Source organism: Chitinophaga filiformis, assembly GCF_021646545.1.
Classification (GTDB): Bacteria; Bacteroidota; Bacteroidia; order Chitinophagales; family Chitinophagaceae; genus Chitinophaga; species Chitinophaga filiformis_A.
Window position 1 is genome coordinate 109,062 of sequence record NZ_JAKIRP010000021.1, and the last position, 16,049, is coordinate 125,110.

General features: G+C 47.2%; 11 protein-coding genes. 3 read left to right on the top strand and 8 right to left on the bottom strand.

Annotated features, from left to right (window positions below):
• Nucleotides 1-27: 27 nt before the first annotated feature.
• From L3C95_RS32220 to L3C95_RS32235, 4 genes are all read right to left on the bottom strand, one after another.
• Complete coding sequence (locus L3C95_RS32220) at nucleotides 28-1,869, bottom strand: glycoside hydrolase family 76 protein (RefSeq protein ID WP_236394839.1); 1,842 nt, start codon at nucleotides 1,867-1,869, stop codon at nucleotides 28-30.
• Between the two features lie 361 nt (nucleotides 1,870-2,230).
• Nucleotides 2,231-3,166 carry a bifunctional helix-turn-helix transcriptional regulator/GNAT family N-acetyltransferase gene (locus L3C95_RS32225; RefSeq protein WP_236394842.1) on the bottom strand — a complete coding sequence of 312 codons (936 nt, stop codon included), beginning with the start codon at nucleotides 3,164-3,166 and terminating at the stop codon, nucleotides 2,231-2,233.
• A 109-nt stretch (nucleotides 3,167-3,275) separates the two neighbouring features.
• Nucleotides 3,276-3,749 (bottom strand): c-type cytochrome, encoded by a 474-nt coding sequence (locus L3C95_RS32230; RefSeq protein ID WP_236394844.1) that lies wholly within the window; start codon nucleotides 3,747-3,749, stop codon nucleotides 3,276-3,278.
• A 2-nt stretch (nucleotides 3,750-3,751) separates the two neighbouring features.
• Entirely contained in the window at nucleotides 3,752-5,047 is a 1,296-nt protein-coding gene (locus L3C95_RS32235; protein WP_236394846.1) for a PQQ-dependent sugar dehydrogenase, read from the bottom strand.
• Nucleotides 5,048-5,196: 149 nt separating this feature from the next.
• Between L3C95_RS32235 and L3C95_RS32240 the strand changes: the two genes are divergently transcribed.
• Nucleotides 5,197-5,799, top strand: coding sequence for a Crp/Fnr family transcriptional regulator (locus tag L3C95_RS32240; protein ID WP_236394848.1), 603 nt, complete (start codon nucleotides 5,197-5,199; stop codon nucleotides 5,797-5,799).
• 112 nt (nucleotides 5,800-5,911) lie between these two features.
• Here the strand turns inward: L3C95_RS32240 and L3C95_RS32245 are convergent, their stop codons facing one another.
• Nucleotides 5,912-6,427 (bottom strand): hypothetical protein, encoded by a 516-nt coding sequence (locus tag L3C95_RS32245; RefSeq protein ID WP_236394850.1) that lies wholly within the window; start codon nucleotides 6,425-6,427, stop codon nucleotides 5,912-5,914.
• A gap of 496 nt (nucleotides 6,428-6,923) precedes the next feature.
• Here L3C95_RS32245 and L3C95_RS32250 point away from each other — a divergent pair, with 496 nt between their 5' ends.
• Nucleotides 6,924-8,150, top strand: a complete 1,227-nt coding sequence (locus L3C95_RS32250) for an NADH:flavin oxidoreductase (RefSeq protein ID WP_236394851.1) — start codon at nucleotides 6,924-6,926, stop codon at nucleotides 8,148-8,150.
• Nucleotides 8,151-8,459: 309 nt separating this feature from the next.
• Here L3C95_RS32250 and L3C95_RS32255 read toward each other — a convergent pair whose 3' ends face one another.
• A complete protein-coding gene (locus L3C95_RS32255; RefSeq protein WP_236394853.1) occupies nucleotides 8,460-10,307 on the bottom strand; it encodes a RagB/SusD family nutrient uptake outer membrane protein in 1,848 nt (615 codons plus the stop codon).
• 11 nt (nucleotides 10,308-10,318) lie between these two features.
• Nucleotides 10,319-13,579: a SusC/RagA family TonB-linked outer membrane protein gene (locus tag L3C95_RS32260; RefSeq protein ID WP_236394855.1), complete on the bottom strand. Its 3,261-nt coding sequence runs from the start codon at nucleotides 13,577-13,579 to the stop codon at nucleotides 10,319-10,321.
• Between the two features lie 427 nt (nucleotides 13,580-14,006).
• Here L3C95_RS32260 and L3C95_RS32265 point away from each other — a divergent pair, with 427 nt between their 5' ends.
• On the top strand, nucleotides 14,007-14,528 hold the full coding sequence (locus tag L3C95_RS32265) for a hypothetical protein (RefSeq protein WP_236394857.1): 522 nt from the start codon (nucleotides 14,007-14,009) through the stop codon (nucleotides 14,526-14,528).
• Nucleotides 14,529-15,459: 931 nt separating this feature from the next.
• Here L3C95_RS32265 and L3C95_RS32270 read toward each other — a convergent pair.
• A complete protein-coding gene (locus tag L3C95_RS32270) occupies nucleotides 15,460-15,921 on the bottom strand; it encodes a carbohydrate-binding protein (protein ID WP_236394858.1) in 462 nt (153 codons plus the stop codon).
• Nucleotides 15,922-16,049 lie beyond the last annotated feature (128 nt).

Here is a 16,049-nt window from a genome sequence, read left to right on the forward strand (position 1 = left end):
TTGAATAGATGATTCTGTTACAAGCAGTTATTTCACAAAAGAAAGTGTGATCTTTTTTCCGTTTTTCACTATCGTGATCCAGTATACACCCGACGATAAACCAGATACGTTAATACTGTTACCTGTCAACCGGTTTCTCATCCTCATCCTGCCGCTGAGATCCGTTACCGTTATATCTGCACCATTAAGATCATCCTGTGTCTTTACATACAGCGTGTTGCCTGCAGGGTTAGGATATAATATCAATCCTTTGATCGTGGTTTTTTCTGCAGGAGCCATCTGTGCCAGCGTTGATGCGACAGGCGCAGCACCTGTTGCAATGATCCGCAAAGAGCTTGTCAGGTCATTGAAATTCTGGCTCACCAGGCAGCTGAGATCTGTGGAAGTAGTCACAGAAGTGCCAGCGAAATTGTCGTGCTCATATAGTATTACCTGGTAACCACTGCTCACTTTTAGAGAAGATATCGCATCATTCGATATACCCCTTGCCTGTAACTGTGTCACGGTATAATCGCCCGCCTCCAGACTTATCACATCACCAGTATAGTTACAGTCTTTAAAGAAACTGGCGCCGGCTGTATAGTTGATAATCAGCGAAGAAACACTGTCATTCCAGGCGCCGCCGATCCATGCACTGTTGCCGGAAACAGTCAGGCTTTCCCCCTGGTAATTGTCATTCTTAAACAGCCTTACCTGGTAACCTGCAGGAATGGCAAAACCAGTAATATCATTATTGAGGATGCCTTTTGCTACCAGTGCAGCAGTATTATAACTACCTACATTCAATCCCCAGTAACTGCCACCATAATTAATATCCTTGTAGAAGAATGATTGATCCAAAGTAGCAGCTGCCTCTATAACTTTTACGCCACTCAGTTGCGTAGCGTAATCTGTGCTGCCGGATGGCTGCTGCGACCATACAGTGCCTACCAGGTTGGTAGAAGGATTGATACCACTGGTCTTTAAGGTTTGTGCATTAAAGCGGATAGCTTCCTTGTAACGTGCTCTTGTCTCTGCGGGTATATTCCCTTCGCGGGCCAGCTCAGAAAGATAGCGGATGAAGATCCCTTTAAAAAGACCGCCATCACCACCACCTGTTTCATTGGCAAAGAACATACCGTTGGTACGCCTGCTGTTCATCGCATATTCAGCAGTTTTTACCGCATCATTCAGATAGTTAACATCGCCGGTCACCTTATACAGTTCCCAGCCTGCACCAATGAAAGTGCCGACATTGTAGGAGAAGATCCAATCCTTGTTGGTAACACCGGTATTCAGATTGATATTATCCCATACAGCCCCGGTTACCGGATCTACCAGGTGGGCTTTCATAAAGGTGTAGATGTCTTTTATTAATTGCAGATCTGCTGCGGAGTTGTTGATGCGGTACATCCTTGCTCCCAGGATGATCGCCGGCGCATTAGCGCAGGAGTTCTTACATCCGGCACAACCTTTATTCCAGTCTATAGCGCCATTGCTGTAACCACCTTTAATATCCGTCCACAGTGTACTGGCTACGTTGTAATAATCAGCATCACCTGTTTCATGCCAGGCGCGTAAAGTGGATATACCCAGCCATTCCATGTCGTCGTAGAAATAGTTGATGTAGGTATTACCATTGAAACTCCTGATGCCCAGCAACAATGATTTCATACGTGTCTTATAGGTCTCGGAACGCGTACGCATGTAACCGTCCAGCAGTGCATCCACACCATGCGCGCACCACCAGTAGTTTTCATTAGGCACGCCGAAAGTGTTGTACATGCTGGTTTGTAATGCTTCTGCTGTTGCATTGAAATTGGTAAGCTGACCTGCGCTGCTGAATTGTAAGCACAGCACCAGTACTGCCACCTGTAAAAGTGTTTTCATGTTTAAAATGGTTTTGAATTTTGAAGGATGAGGAATAATGTGAACGTGGTTTTTATAAGTAAACACAGCCTATCTGCCTGCGAAGGCAGTTAATGGTATAGAGACGCCATTGACCTTACGGGTTATGGGCCATAATCGACTGATTGATTGTAAATGGAGGGGAAGAGAGACCTTGCTAATATGTGTGTCTTTACACAAATCATAGCCGTTTTGCATCGCAAAACCGGCATACGGGTTAGCAGATGTTTCATTTAAAGGGTTTTATGTAATGATTACAATGAACCCTGGATAAACTACAGCGTACTAAAAATATTTAAATGTTTTAAATAAAGCAAGGGGTTAACAATAAAAGTCTTTCTTGCTAAATCAGGTCTATTTCATAGCGTTCTTCCGTGAGCTGCAGTCCCCACATTGGCATATGTTTTTCGCCTGACTTACGGAAGCCATTCTTCTTAAACAATGTTGTGGCGGCCACCTGCTGGGCAGTGGTAATGAGATAGATCTTCTGGAACAGCTTTTCTTTCGCAGCATTGATCGCTTCTGTCAGCAGACGCTGTCCGATACCGAGTCCGCGATAATCGGGATGCACCAGGAACCAGCGCATCTGCGTAGCATAACGCGAGTGCCCCAATACAGCGATGGAACCGATGATCTGGTTGCCATGCATGGCCAGGAACACCTGGTCTTTCGAGGAATTATAAGCTTCCAGGAACTCATAGAAGGTCTTGCAGATATGCGTCTCATATTCGAGGTTGTACCCTGCTTCCTTCGCATACAGAGAGCCGTGCATGTGCATGATAAAGCCGGCATCCCCCGGTTGGAGGTCGCGTCTGTAGGTAATATCATCCGCAGAGATCTTAGCGTCGTCAGAGAGGATATGCCTTACCGTTTTCATAGCCCCGGCCAGCGCCAGTTGTTGTTCTGTGCCCAGTGGCTCCAGCAATTGGGATATTTGCTGCGCGGACCCTTCTTCCAGGATCTCGAGCAATTTACGTCCTTTGGGGGTCAGCTGCAGATACCAGGTACGGCCATCCATGGTGGATTTACGCTTGGAAATGAGCTGATTCGTTTCAAAGGTCTTCAGGATGCGGCTGAGATATCCGCCGTCTATACCAAGGGTCGCAATCAGTTTACCTGCAGTGCATTGATCTTCTTCCTCCTTTAACTTTATCAGTACACGTAATGCTGATAATGATAGATTGTTGTCCGCTAAGTGCCTGTTTAACAATTCCGCCAGGCTGTTGTAATAATTATTGAATTCACTAACCTCCCGCACCACTTCTGGATTCACTGACATGTCCCTAAAATTTTCCGCAAATGTTAGAAATCTGTTTGACAAAAGCAATTAAAAAACAGCGGCATTTACCCACACTGGATAAATGCCGCTGTTAAAATATTCACATTCTTTACTTTACGGTTGCACGCACCGCAGTCACTTCTGCTGCGGAAACGGTGCTGGCCTTATTGCCGAAGCTATTCCTGACATAAGACAGTATATCGGCGATCTCCTGGTCTTTCAGGGCCGCCTGTGAAGGCATCGGATTGGAGTAATATTCCCCGTCGATCTCCACGTCTTCGTTTAGTCCGTTCAGTAATATCCCGATCAATCTTGTCTTGTCGCCCAGCACATACTCGGTCTTCACCAACGGCGGATTCATACGGGGTACACCCGTTCCGTTTTCCTGGTGACAGGACATGCAGTACTGTTTATAAAGTACCTTACCTTTTGCTATCTGAGCGCCGGCGCCGGCGGCTTGTTTGGCGGTGGCTCCGGTGGCCTGCTTAGCTGCCGGTTTTGCCGAAGCAGGTTTCTTCACCTGCGCATGCACAGCCAGTGCTCCAACGATCAGTGGCATAACTGCCAGTATCCATTTTCTCATGTCTATTTAGTCTTATATACGATCCTGTAAACAGTTCCTTTCACATCATCAGTTACGTACAGTGAACCATCCGGTCCCTGTGCCAGTCCGCACGGACGGTGTGCTGCATCGCCGGGCGATTTTATCGGGCCGGGACCTGCGAATCCATCTGCAAACACTTCCCATTTACCGGAAGGCTTACCATCTTTGAACGGCACGAACACTACATAAAAACCGGCCTGGTTCTCAGGAGAGCGGTTCCATGACCCATGGAAGGCCACAAAAGCCCCGTTACGGTATTTTTCGGGGAACTGAGTACCTGTATAGAACAGTAAGCCGTTAGGCGCCATATGGGCAGGAAAAGCCACTACAGGCTCCTCTATATTATCGCCACCAGTCTTTTTGCCGTCGCCGCCATACTCGGGCGCGAGCATCTTTTTATGCTGGAACGGATCGTAGTAAATATATGGCCAGCCACAGTCAGAACCCTGTTTCAGCGCATACATACATTCTGCCGGCAGGTCGGCCGACTGTTTCTCAGTATACAGATTCGGGAACAGGTCGTGCAGCTGATCGCGGCCGTGCTGCATAACGAACAGCTGGTTGAGGGACTTATTCCAGTCAAGTCCCACCACGTTCCTCAGACCGGTGGCATAGCGTACGCCATCGCCGTAGGTCTGGTTCTGTTTATCGGCCTTGAACTGCCAGATACCGGCTGCAGAATCCAGTACCGGACAAGGCTGCATACCCAGGGAACCTGCTGTTCTGTCTTTCGTCTGGCAGGAGTTGGAATATGCTCCGATATTAACATAGATATTTCCGTTATCGTCCAGCACGATCGATTTCGATTCATGTTGTCTGCGGTTGATCAGGCCGCTCACCACCGTTTGCGGATGTTCAGGATCGATCACCTGCTGTTGCGCATCCAGTTTATAACGATAGATGTCTTCGTTGGAAGAAGCATACAGGTAATCGCCTTTTACATAGATACCTGTACCGCCGTAGACGCCAAAGCCGGTCTTCTTATCAATCTTACCGTCGCCGTTTGCATCCTGGAGAAAGAGAATACCATTATTGTTCTTTGCCCTGTCCAGTTTGATGTAGATACCACCATTGCTGGTTACGGCGATATGGCGGGCCCTGCCCAGGCTGTCGGCTACTTTCAGTGCACCGAAACCGGCGGGTAATTTCAGTCCGGCATTGTTGGCATCCGGTTTAACGTCAATGGCGCCGGGTTTGCCCGGACCGCCGGCAAATACGGAAGTGGTGATGGCTGTCATTGCCAGGGCAACGATCAGACACACCTTTGTCTTTTGCATCAGCATATGGTAATTGGGTTTTATTGAATAAAGCCAGGGGAAAATTACAAAAACTAACAGGGAAAGTTGGGAGGAATTCTATAAAAGGTTGATTCGCCTTACTATTTTTTAAGATGGTTACTATATTTGTTTAAGAAGAAACCAGTCTTATGAGTGCTACGCCGCCACTATCTGATCTGCATCAGCTTATCTTACATCACGTTCAGAAACGGATCCACCTTTCTGCGGAAGAACAGGAACATTTCTGCAGCTTCCTTACTTTGCGCAAGCTGCTGCCACGGCAGTACCTCCTGCAACAGGGCGAAATATGTAAGCACGAGAGCTACGTGTGTTCCGGTTTCCTCCGCTCCTTTTATGTAGATGATAATGGCGATGAGCACACCCTCCACTTTGCCATGGAAGACTGGTGGATCAGCGATGCCAGCAGCTTCATACCACAGGTCCCCTCCAGGATCAATATCATCGCACAGGAAGCAACCGTCGTACTGCAAATAGACAGGAACGGGCTGGAACAGCTTTTCACGGACATTCCCGCTTTTGAAAAGTTCTGGCGGATATTGAATCAGCAGGCAATGATCTCTCAGGATCAGCGCATTCTAAACTCAATTTCAATGACGGGAGCCGAGCGCTATGAGGCGCTGGTAAAGAAATATCCGACACTGGAGCAGCGCATGCCGCAGAAGCATATAGCCTCGTTTTTAGGGATAACGCCGGTGTTTTTGAGTCAGATCAGGAAGGGCGGGAAGCGGTGAAACCTATGCCGGTCTTCGAAAAAATATAACCCACCCATAAGTTGCCAAATAGGCCAATATTAAAGCCGCCAAATAAGAAACAAAAGTGAATATTTTCATTGTTATACATTAATCAGAGAGAAAATTGAGTCTGATTAACCCAAAAGATAAAAAATAAAAAAGAGAGTGTTGTTTTCGCCTTAAGAAAGTCATTTACTGCTTTGGTTAACTCCTCCGCGAGTTTGGCTTTATCTTTCGGGGGAGGTCCCAGCAAACTAGTCGTTTTCTTCATAAAATGGAATTTCATTCCGTTTTTGAAAAGAATAGTATAATACCGGCTGTCACGGTACGGGATAACAGTTCGCATATCTATTATTCTATCGAAAAGTGCAGCATCTATCCGCTGTTCTTTTTGATAAATATTTTTTATAAAAAAGGAGGTTCCATCGGTATAAACTTCCGAAAACAGTTTCATAAACATGTTGAGTGGGACAGAAAACAGCATGGCGATGATTCCCAGAACTATAGATCCCCAATCCCAGTCTATAAAAAAAAAGAGAAAGAAGAAGCAACCCAATGATAATGACGCCACGATCACACCCATTTGAGTAGATGAAGTGGTATTATCTAAAACATACTTTTTATTCATTTTAATAGTTATAGCAGTCATTAGTTTCTGCCTTTCCCCTTGCCCCAGATATTAAGCATACAGGAATACAAATAATCTCCGAAGTTCAAAAAGACCCAATTTACAGCACCCATAATAAATCCGAAAAAAGGAACCAAAAGTATTGATACAAAAAAAACCTTCAAGCCATAATAGGGAATTTCATTAAAATATACAGGGACAATTCTTAGCAAAGAAAGCAGCGCCAAAACCAATGCAAATGGCAAAAATGCAAACGAATATGCAAAAATCAATCGCTTTTCCTATTCTCTTTCGTGCGCAATATATTCAAAATTCCCGGGGTTGAAAACCCCGCGCTACAAACACGCGGCACCTACGGAGCCGATTGCAGCGAATGATCAACACACGTACAGGCATTGAACATACGATATTAAACAATTTTAACCCCAAATATTAAATTAGTTATACGTCCATCTCCCCTCCTCCATCTCATCTTTGTATCCTAATCAAACGATCTATGAACACAAATACAGACATACTATTTCAGCCAATAAAATTAGGAAGCCATACACTAAAGAACAGGTTCACCGTTGCTCCCATGACGCGCAGAAGCGCTACAGCTACCGGTGTACCAACGAACGAAATGGCAGACTACTATGCAGCCTTCGCAGCAGGTGGCTTCGGTCTTATCATTACTGAAGGCACTTACACAGACAATCTTTTCAGCAAGACCGACAACCATCAGCCGGGCCTCGTTACCCATGAACAGGTAGAAGGCTGGAAAAAGGTAACCGACAAAGTACACCAGGCAGATCCCAACGCGCTCATTATCCTCCAATTAATGCACGGAGGCGCACTATCTCAGCATAGTGCTAAAACAATTGCTCCTTCCGCCATACAGCCCAAGGGCCTCCGAAACACAGAACCCGGAGGTCTGCAGGGCCCATTCCCCCTGCCTTCAGCCATGAGCAGAAAAGACATGCAGGAGGCAAAAGACGGTTTTGTACAAACGGCCATCAGAGCATTAATAGCGGGATTCGACGGCGTAGAGATACATGCAGCCAATGGCTACCTGCTGGACCAGTTTATCACTCCGCACACGAATGTAAGAGAGGATGAATATGGAGGTAATTATGAAAAAAGACTACGATTCCCGATTGAAGTATTCACCGCCATCAAGGCCGCTGTCCCGAAAGACTTCATCGTAGGCATACGCCTCTCAGAAAGCAAAGTGAACGACCTCACTTACAGATGGCCGGGCGGCGCAGCAACAGCGAAGGAAATATTCAACATTCTAAAACAAGTGGACGTCAGCTACATCCACATCGCATCCGAGGGCGGGAACTGGGCAAGAGAATCATTATACGACAATGGAAGTTCCTCAAATGGTATAGCAAAACAAATCACAGGAAAGCCAGTCATTGTAAATGGCGGCATGCACGACACAGCTCTGGCTACCAAATTGATATCCAATCACGAAGCAGACCTGATCTCCATCGGCAGAACAGCGATTACCAATCCTGACCTTCCTGAAAAAATAAAGAATGGAACAGCAATAGCCCCATTCTTCAAAGAATTAATTAAAGACAGCCTGACCCTCGCCCACACCAAAGAAGTGCTCAAGGCTAAGGCAATAACGACAACGACACCAGCTGCAGCAACATCCGCAACATCCGCAACAGCAGCTACAGCTACAGCCACTTCCACAACAACAGCAACCGCGGCAGCGACGACAATTAACTAAAGCCGTCTACCGCCCATTGTGTAGGCGCAGCAGGAAGTACTATACTGTGCCTTCAAGACGCGTGATACGATTGACGAAGGTAAATAGCGCTCCCAATCCCACACGCTCACCGTCGCCAAATCAACGTTCTAAAGAGCGTTTTGCAGCACAGTATAGTACATCCTGCGAATGCCGCCCAGATAACACAACTGGTTCGCGTCAGCACAAAGCCAGGCCATGACTAATGCAGGAAGTCCTATACCGCTTGCCGCACAGTATAGAACTTCCCTTGTGAAATAACTGCTTCAGGAAACCGCAGCAAGTCGAGGATTAATACCCCGGGTTCTGCACTAACTTATTATTCCTATTCATCTCATCCCGCTGCAACGGCATAAAATACATCTTATCCAACCACATCCTGTTCTCATTCACCAACGTCACCGGCGTATAAGTATAGTCATAACTGTTCTCATCATGCTGATACAAAGTTACCTTGACATTCGGCTTTAATTTACCCACTACATTTATCCCGCGTAACGCACGTCCTACAGTTGCCGGCGCCACCATCCAGCGACGCACATCGAAGAACCGCTGCTCTTCAAACACCATCTCTATCTCCTTCTCACGCTGGAACCGCGCTTTCAGCTCCGCCCCCGATTCTGTGATCGCCGGCATGCCTGCACGGGTACGGATCTCATTCAGTGTCCTGCGTGCCTCATCTTCTTCACCCAGCTCCATACAAGCCTCTGCATAGTTGAACAACACCTCCGTATACCGGAAGAATGGATATGGCACCTCCTGACGGAAATACTGTGCATCCACAGCAGGATCAATGAACTTCTTCATATAATATCCCGTGAAACTACCATTCCAGTTTTCTATCGGTCCCTGGCGGGTATCCAGTCCAGGCATAGTGATCACCTGTGAACGCTCCGCGTCCCACACCTGGTAAATACCCGTCTGTGCCTGGTTAGCCGGATCTTTCGCCGCAACGTCAGAAGGACGCTGACGCCAGTTCGCCCCATCATACAGGATGCTTGCATAGAAACGCGGATCACGGTTTAAGTATGGTTGCGCCTTATGCATAGGATTGCCCCAGTTAAAAGGTGTACCATCCGCCATTTCATAGTCGTCTATCAGCAGCTGGGTAGGCGTATTACCGGACCAGTTGTGATAACCATTCAAACCATTGTAAAGCCCGATCTGTCCGCCAGCTTCTGACTTGGCATTCACAAAGTAACGGGAGAAAATACTTTCAGAATTATCCTTCAGGAACATCTGCTGATAATTAGTGCTCGCCTCTTCAGGTGACGCAGGTGTAGCAAATGCCAGCGAATAACGGCCGAGTGCTATCACCGCCTGGGCAGCAGCCTTGGCGCGCCTCCAGCGTGCAGGACGATCGCCGCTCGTATAGCCTAATACATCAGGTGTCTCGATATTTTTCATCACCTGGGCTTTGACACTGGCAGTAGGGAAGTCATACAAATCACTTGCCGCATAGATCAGTATACGTGATTTCAGCGCAAGCGCCGCTCCTTCTGTAGCACGGCCCTTTACAGTGATGCTCTCCTTACCCTGCAGTAAATGGGCAGCAGAATCGCAGTCCCGCACAATATGCTCCACACAATCAGAGAAAGAGTTACGGGCGATAGTATAATCCTTATCCGCCAAAGTATACACCGTATCTATCAATGGCACACCACCATAAGCGCGCACCAGCTGATGATAATAGTAAGCACGCAGGAAGTATACCTCTCCCTTCAGACGGTCTCCCATTCCCGCTTTATCAAAAGGTACTTTCTGTATGTTCTGGAAAAATACGTTACATGCGCGTATGCGTTTGTACATATCATCCCACTGGAAAGTACCGCGGTTGTTCACGTACTCAGCATCCGTAGGACTGATAGTCGCCTCTCCCATGTTCTTCATACCGTAGTTGTGCGTGAACATGGTCTCGTCGGTGGCAGATGATAACATGGTTTCCAGGAAACCACCGCTGCTCAGGCCATTATAGATTTCATTTACGAAGGCTTCCGTCAATGCCTGGTCCTGCCACACATCATCTTTGGTAGCTTCCCCTAAAGGTCTTGTATTCAGGAAATCGGTATTACACGCAGCAACAGTCAACGCGCCTGCCATCCCAATACAGATGTATATTTTCTTAAGTAGTTGTTTCATGATACTGCTGATTAAAAAGTTAAATTGAAACCTGCATTCAATACCCTTGACTGCGGATAATACTGACCATTACCACTCACAGATTCAGGATCAAGGATCTTCAGATTGTCCAGGGTGAAAAGGTTCAGACAGTTTGCATATAATCTCAGCGTAGTGATACCGCTTCTCTTCTTCAGGAAATCGGGTATGCTGTAGCCGATCTCCAGGTTCTTCAGACGTACGTAGTTAGTACTGCGGACCCAATACGTGTTACCTGTGGCCCAATAGGTATCATTACGGTCATTTACACGTGGGTGTTCGCCATTTGGATTGTCAGGGCTCCAGCGGTTGTCATAGTAATCTTTCGTAAAGTTGCCGATCTCACCGGATTCTGTATTGATGTGCAATGCACCGCCCGTAGCTCCCTGCACGAGAATGGCCATATCGAAGTTACCATATTGCATGTTCACGTTCAGACCACCGGTAAAGGTCGGCTGATTGCTCTTTCCATATCTTACCTTGTCATCACCATCGATCTTTCCGTTACCATCTATATCTTTAAACTTCATATCGCCCGGACGCAGGTTATTTGTCAGCGCAGTATAGTCTATACCATTCTTATCTATCTCTGCATAGTCTTTGAATACACCATCATATTCATAATACAGGTTAGTATTCATCGGCTTGCCGGTAGAACGCTGCCAGGTTGGAGCACCAGGTGCTTCATCCCAGAACACGATCTTGTTCTTCGAATAACCGCCGTTCACGCTAACGTCATAACGGAACTTACTGCCAACATTATCGTTGTAGCCAACGCGGAATTCAAAACCTTTGTTATCTACCTTACCGATGTTCTCTGCAGGCAGCGTCATACCCGTTGTTTGTGGTACGGATGCATTTCTTCTTACCAGGATGCCGGAACGCTTGTTCATGAACGCGTCCAGTTCGAAGTAGATCTTACCATTCAACAGGGCGCCATCCAGACCAACGTTGTAGTTGTTGGCTACCTCCCAGGTGATGTACGGGTTAGGTATACGTGCTTCAAAGAGTGATTTTACAACATTGCCTCCCAGGATGTAACTGCCGAAACCATAAGTGGAATAATACTGATATTCCTGCAGCGTGAGCGTACCATCGCCGTTATCGTCGAAGTATACCTGGTCGTTACCCAGTTTACCCCATGATGCACGCAGTTTCAGGTAACTCATGAACTTCACGTTCTCTTTGAAGAAGTTTTCTTCAGATATACGCCAGCCCAGCATCAGACCAGGGAAGAAACCAAAACGGGAATTGCTGGGGAACATGTAGGAGCCATCATTCCTCCATACAAACTCCGCCAGGTATTTCTCTTTATAGTTGTAGGCCACACGACCGAAATAGTTGAGACGGGCACGGTCCCAGGCGCTACCGGCATTGTCTTTCTCTGCATCGCCGCCGGCAAACATCTGGTCGATCAATGGAGAAATGAAATACCTGCGGAAGGCGCTGAAAGTCTCAGAATTGACAGTTTCCCTTTCTACACCGAACACAAAGTTCACTGTATGATCTTTGTTGAAGGTACGGTCGTAGGTCAGCAAACCACGTAATAACAGGTTGCTCTGATCTTCATCTCCCTGATTGAGGGTAGCCTGATCAGTACCACGTTTGCCCCTTACTAACAGCGGCGTTTTACCATCCTGCTCATAGGTTTTCTTGTCCCAGGTATACAGGTACCAGGGTGTCATCCAGCGTTTAGTACTCTTGATATACTTATCGAATGCCACGTTACCGCTCAGCTTCAGACCATTCACCCCGGGGATTAACACATCCAGGCGGGCATTGGTCTGTACATAGTAACGTTTATCCTTGTCGTATCCTGTCTGGTCGGTAGTGATCACCACTGGGTTGTTACCGTACTCGATGTCCGGACCAGGCAGACCATTCGGCCAGAAGGCGGGCTCAGTAGGTTTACCACGCATCAGCATACGGAAGATGTCACTGGCGCTACGGGTAGGATAATTACGCTCCTCCTGGCGACCTAACATGTCTACGCTGACATTCACGAATTTATTGATCTTTCCATCCAGGTTGACACGCAGGCTGTACTGATCGTAACCGGTGGCGGATTTTTTATAGTAAGCATCCTGCGACTGGTAACCGAAGGAGGTGAGGTAACGCATGTTCTCATTACCACCAGACACCTGTACGCTATGGTTGGATTGCGGCGACCATGTCTTAAAAGTGGATTTGTACCAGTTTGTGTTCGGATACAGCCAGGGGTCGGTACTGTTGCGGAATTTCTCTATCTCCGTCTGACCGAAAGCCACGTCCCATTTCTTGTTGGTAGTCGGGGAAGTATAGGTACCGTTTTGTTTGTATACGTCCCAGGCAGCCGCCCACTCTCTTCCGGGTACATCACGGTAAAGGCTCAGCTCATCCCTCAGTTGCGCATACTCGGCAGCGTTGGACATTTCGGGGATGTGTGTGGGTTGTGACCAGCCCTGGTTAAAGGAATAAGACAGTTGAGGTTTGCCGCTCTTACCGCGTTTGGTTGTTACGAGAATAACACCGTTGGCTGCACGGGCGCCATAGATCGCAGCGGAAGCGTCTTTCAGTACGGATATGCTCTCGACATCCTGCGGATTTAATCGCTCCAGACCGCCGGTACGACCAGCCACACCATCTATTACGATCAGCGGGTCGTTGTTTCCGAGGGTGTTGGAACCACGGATGCGGAGGGAAGAACCGTCAGCACCAGGCTCGCCGCTGTTCTGCATGGCAGTTACACCTGGCATACGTCCGGCGATGGAGTTGGACAGGTTGGTAGCCGGCGACTTGACAAGATCAGCACCTTTTACCGTTGCAATGGAACCGGATACAGCTTCTCTCTTCTGGGCGCCATAACCTACCACCACTACCTCACTGAGGCCTTTGGTGTCTGCATCGAGTGTTACGTTCAACGGAGCGCTGCCGTTGACAGTCAGTGTTTGTGGAAGGAAACCGATTGCACTAATAGTCACCTGAGCGCCATTTGCGACGCTCAACGAAAAAGAGCCATCGGGTAATGTGGTTGTCCCTTTTGAAGTCCCTACAACTTTGATAGTGGCGCCGATCACCGGCTCTTTATTTTTGTCAACGATCTTCCCCTTTAATATGATATCCTGTCGGATTGAAAATGAGTTTGAATAGCCATCCGCAACAGCCATAAGCGGATACAGTGCGGGCAAAAAAAGCAGTAGAGTAAATTTCATGCGCAATAGTGCTGACTGCCAGGCATGAGGGGGCCTGACCTTCAACAGGTCTACATTTTTCATACGTTTAAATTGTGTGGTTAAAAGAAAGGCGAACTCCTATCGCTGATTTTGGTTACGACGGACAATGCAATAGCACCTCCGTCCCTAGACACTACTGGTCGTCATCATCATTTAAAATGTGTTTTTTGCTAGTTAAAGAATACATGGTAGCGGGTCAATAGCACAGTACAACTACATAGGTTTTCAATTTACATAGTGTGCAGCCTGATTTTCATAACGATACTTTTCGCAACGTGTCAATTTCACACCTAAAATAGAAAAAATAATCAAGATTTATATTTCTTTTAACATACTGCGATAATATCGGAGTGAAAAAATGCTTATCAAGTTACGGTTAACCTACAAAAACCGCCTGTTTACCGCTAAGTACGGCGGCCACCATGGCCGGCTGCCGTGAAAACACTACCTTAGACATAAATGCTGAACAATGGAAAAAGCGCTGATAAAACTTTCTTTCCGACAGATCATCGATATGCATGCAAGGACCTCCTTCGAAAAGGATGTGTTTCACGAGAGCTATAACGAATTCCTCATGCAGGTACAGGCCTACAACCGGGATCACCAGTTCAGTACCTGGGAACAGGTGCGGGGCGCCAACCCCAAAGCGGGGTCGCTCAATTATAAAGTGGGTTTCTCGATAGGATTATTTGTGAAGGAACTGCAGCAACAGATCCCGGGGCTGACGGATAACCTGGGAAATCCTGTTCCTTTTGAAAGCCACCGGTTCGAGATCGTTGCCTCCGATATCACCAACAAGGCTGCTCACAAAGTCGCGATCGTGTATACAACAGCGACGCTTACACTGCTTGGTGTCCTGGGCGACTATATGCTTCTGACAACAGGTGAGCTGCTAAGCAATCCTGACCAACAGGAAGTGCAGACATTCATGCTGAAAATACAGCCGCAATTGTCTGTATCGGCTTACGCATTACAGGGATTACCCCAGTGATCCTATTGCAGGGAGTTGTCTGCATTCACGTTGAATTCCAACGACAATTGCGTGTATCCCAATTGAGTTCCTTGTTATTGCTTGTATCCGTAATGCCTGTCTTCGAGATTGGCGATACCTCGGTTTCAGGCTGGGATCACTGGCTGTAGTTCTTTGAAGTTCCTTACTGTCAGCTTTGGGAAGGCGGGTTGGCGTTGGGGGACTATTAAACCCCTGGTGCGACGCGTGAGCACTTCAAATAACTAAGGCCAGTGATTCCCACCTGAAACCGTTATACTCATTGGCATCCGCTTATAGTAAGGAACTGCAGGACGTTGAGAAACGTCTGTCCTCATTGTTAAGATTATCCTTATATCCTTACACTGTATGAGCAATAGGCAATTACCTCCCGACAAGTATGGCGCCATAACTAGTCATAGGGAGAGCGGAAGTAGCAGCGGTTTCAGATGGGAATGTCGGGCCTTCGGCTCTCCGGCGACACGACAAGTGCAGTTCAATCTAAATCCCAAATCCTATTCGCTTGACAGCGCCCAATAGCATTCCAGAGAGGCGCCGACCGGCATCCCATACTGAAGCCGGCTACTTAGCGTGAATAATAAAAACAGTATTAAGAAAACCTCCGTCGCAATCGTCCTAACAAGCAGCTCCCCATATGCCATAGTAGGGAGAGCGGAAGTAGCAACGGTTTCAGATGGGAATGTCGGGCCTTCGGCTCTCCGGCGACACGACAAGTGCAGTTCAATCTACATCCCAAATCCTATTCGCCCGACAGCGCCCAATAGCATTCCAGAGAGGCGCCGACCGGCATCCCATACTGAAACCGGGGTACTTAGCGTGAATAATAAAAACAGCATTGAGTGCACCGAGGGCAGACACTGAACCAGCTACTTCACATGAATAATGAAAATGTTATCAAGTCAGAGGACGCTCGTCAATAATCCTGCACAAAAGTGATGGAAGTAATACTGAAGGGATTACCTTTCGCTACAAGATAAAGATCGTGTATCCCATAGGAGTATTTGGGATTACCGGTTAACTTTAATGCATAGGTCGTATCTCCCGTAAAAGGGATCTTCAGCGTACCGATACGCCTGCTTTTCTTTCCTTTAGGACGGTCAATGCGAAATTCAAGACGGCCGTTCTTCTTATCCTTATTCTGGCAGAACACAACCACCTTAAACCCTATTTCCCCCATACCGAGATTCACCTGTCCGAAGCCCAGGTAACTTCCCGATTTCATTTTAAATTCTGTTTCAAAATTGCCTTTTTTCACCGGACCTGCCGGAGCTACTGTGCCCGCCGGAGGCGGTGCTGTAGACGGAGGTGCAGGCGCCGTCTGTCCCCGGGCGATGAGCTGCACAATAATGAAAAAAAGACATAGGATAGGCCTCATAACAAATATGGTAGGTCGGCGTCTTTTACAAGCAGCCCAACCAGTGTCTAAAATACTAATTAGGTCGAAAAATTACGCAAATTTATATTAAAAATTACAATAATAATAAACTCTGATTCCCAATATGT

Coding starts and splice junctions, on each gene's coding strand:
- L3C95_RS32220 (WP_236394839.1), bottom strand. CDS start 1,869: ATGAAAACACTTTTACAGGTGGCAGTACTGGTGCTGTGCTTACAATTC.
- L3C95_RS32225 (WP_236394842.1), bottom strand. CDS start 3,166: ATGTCAGTGAATCCAGAAGTGGTGCGGGAGGTTAGTGAATTCAATAAT.
- L3C95_RS32230 (WP_236394844.1), bottom strand. CDS start 3,749: ATGAGAAAATGGATACTGGCAGTTATGCCACTGATCGTTGGAGCACTG.
- L3C95_RS32235 (WP_236394846.1), bottom strand. CDS start 5,047: ATGCAAAAGACAAAGGTGTGTCTGATCGTTGCCCTGGCAATGACAGCC.
- L3C95_RS32240 (WP_236394848.1), top strand. CDS start 5,197: ATGAGTGCTACGCCGCCACTATCTGATCTGCATCAGCTTATCTTACAT.
- L3C95_RS32245 (WP_236394850.1), bottom strand. CDS start 6,427: ATGAATAAAAAGTATGTTTTAGATAATACCACTTCATCTACTCAAATG.
- L3C95_RS32250 (WP_236394851.1), top strand. CDS start 6,924: ATGAACACAAATACAGACATACTATTTCAGCCAATAAAATTAGGAAGC.
- L3C95_RS32255 (WP_236394853.1), bottom strand. CDS start 10,307: ATGAAACAACTACTTAAGAAAATATACATCTGTATTGGGATGGCAGGC.
- L3C95_RS32260 (WP_236394855.1), bottom strand. CDS start 13,579: ATGAAAAATGTAGACCTGTTGAAGGTCAGGCCCCCTCATGCCTGGCAG.
- L3C95_RS32265 (WP_236394857.1), top strand. CDS start 14,007: ATGGAAAAAGCGCTGATAAAACTTTCTTTCCGACAGATCATCGATATG.
- L3C95_RS32270 (WP_236394858.1), bottom strand. CDS start 15,921: ATGAGGCCTATCCTATGTCTTTTTTTCATTATTGTGCAGCTCATCGCC.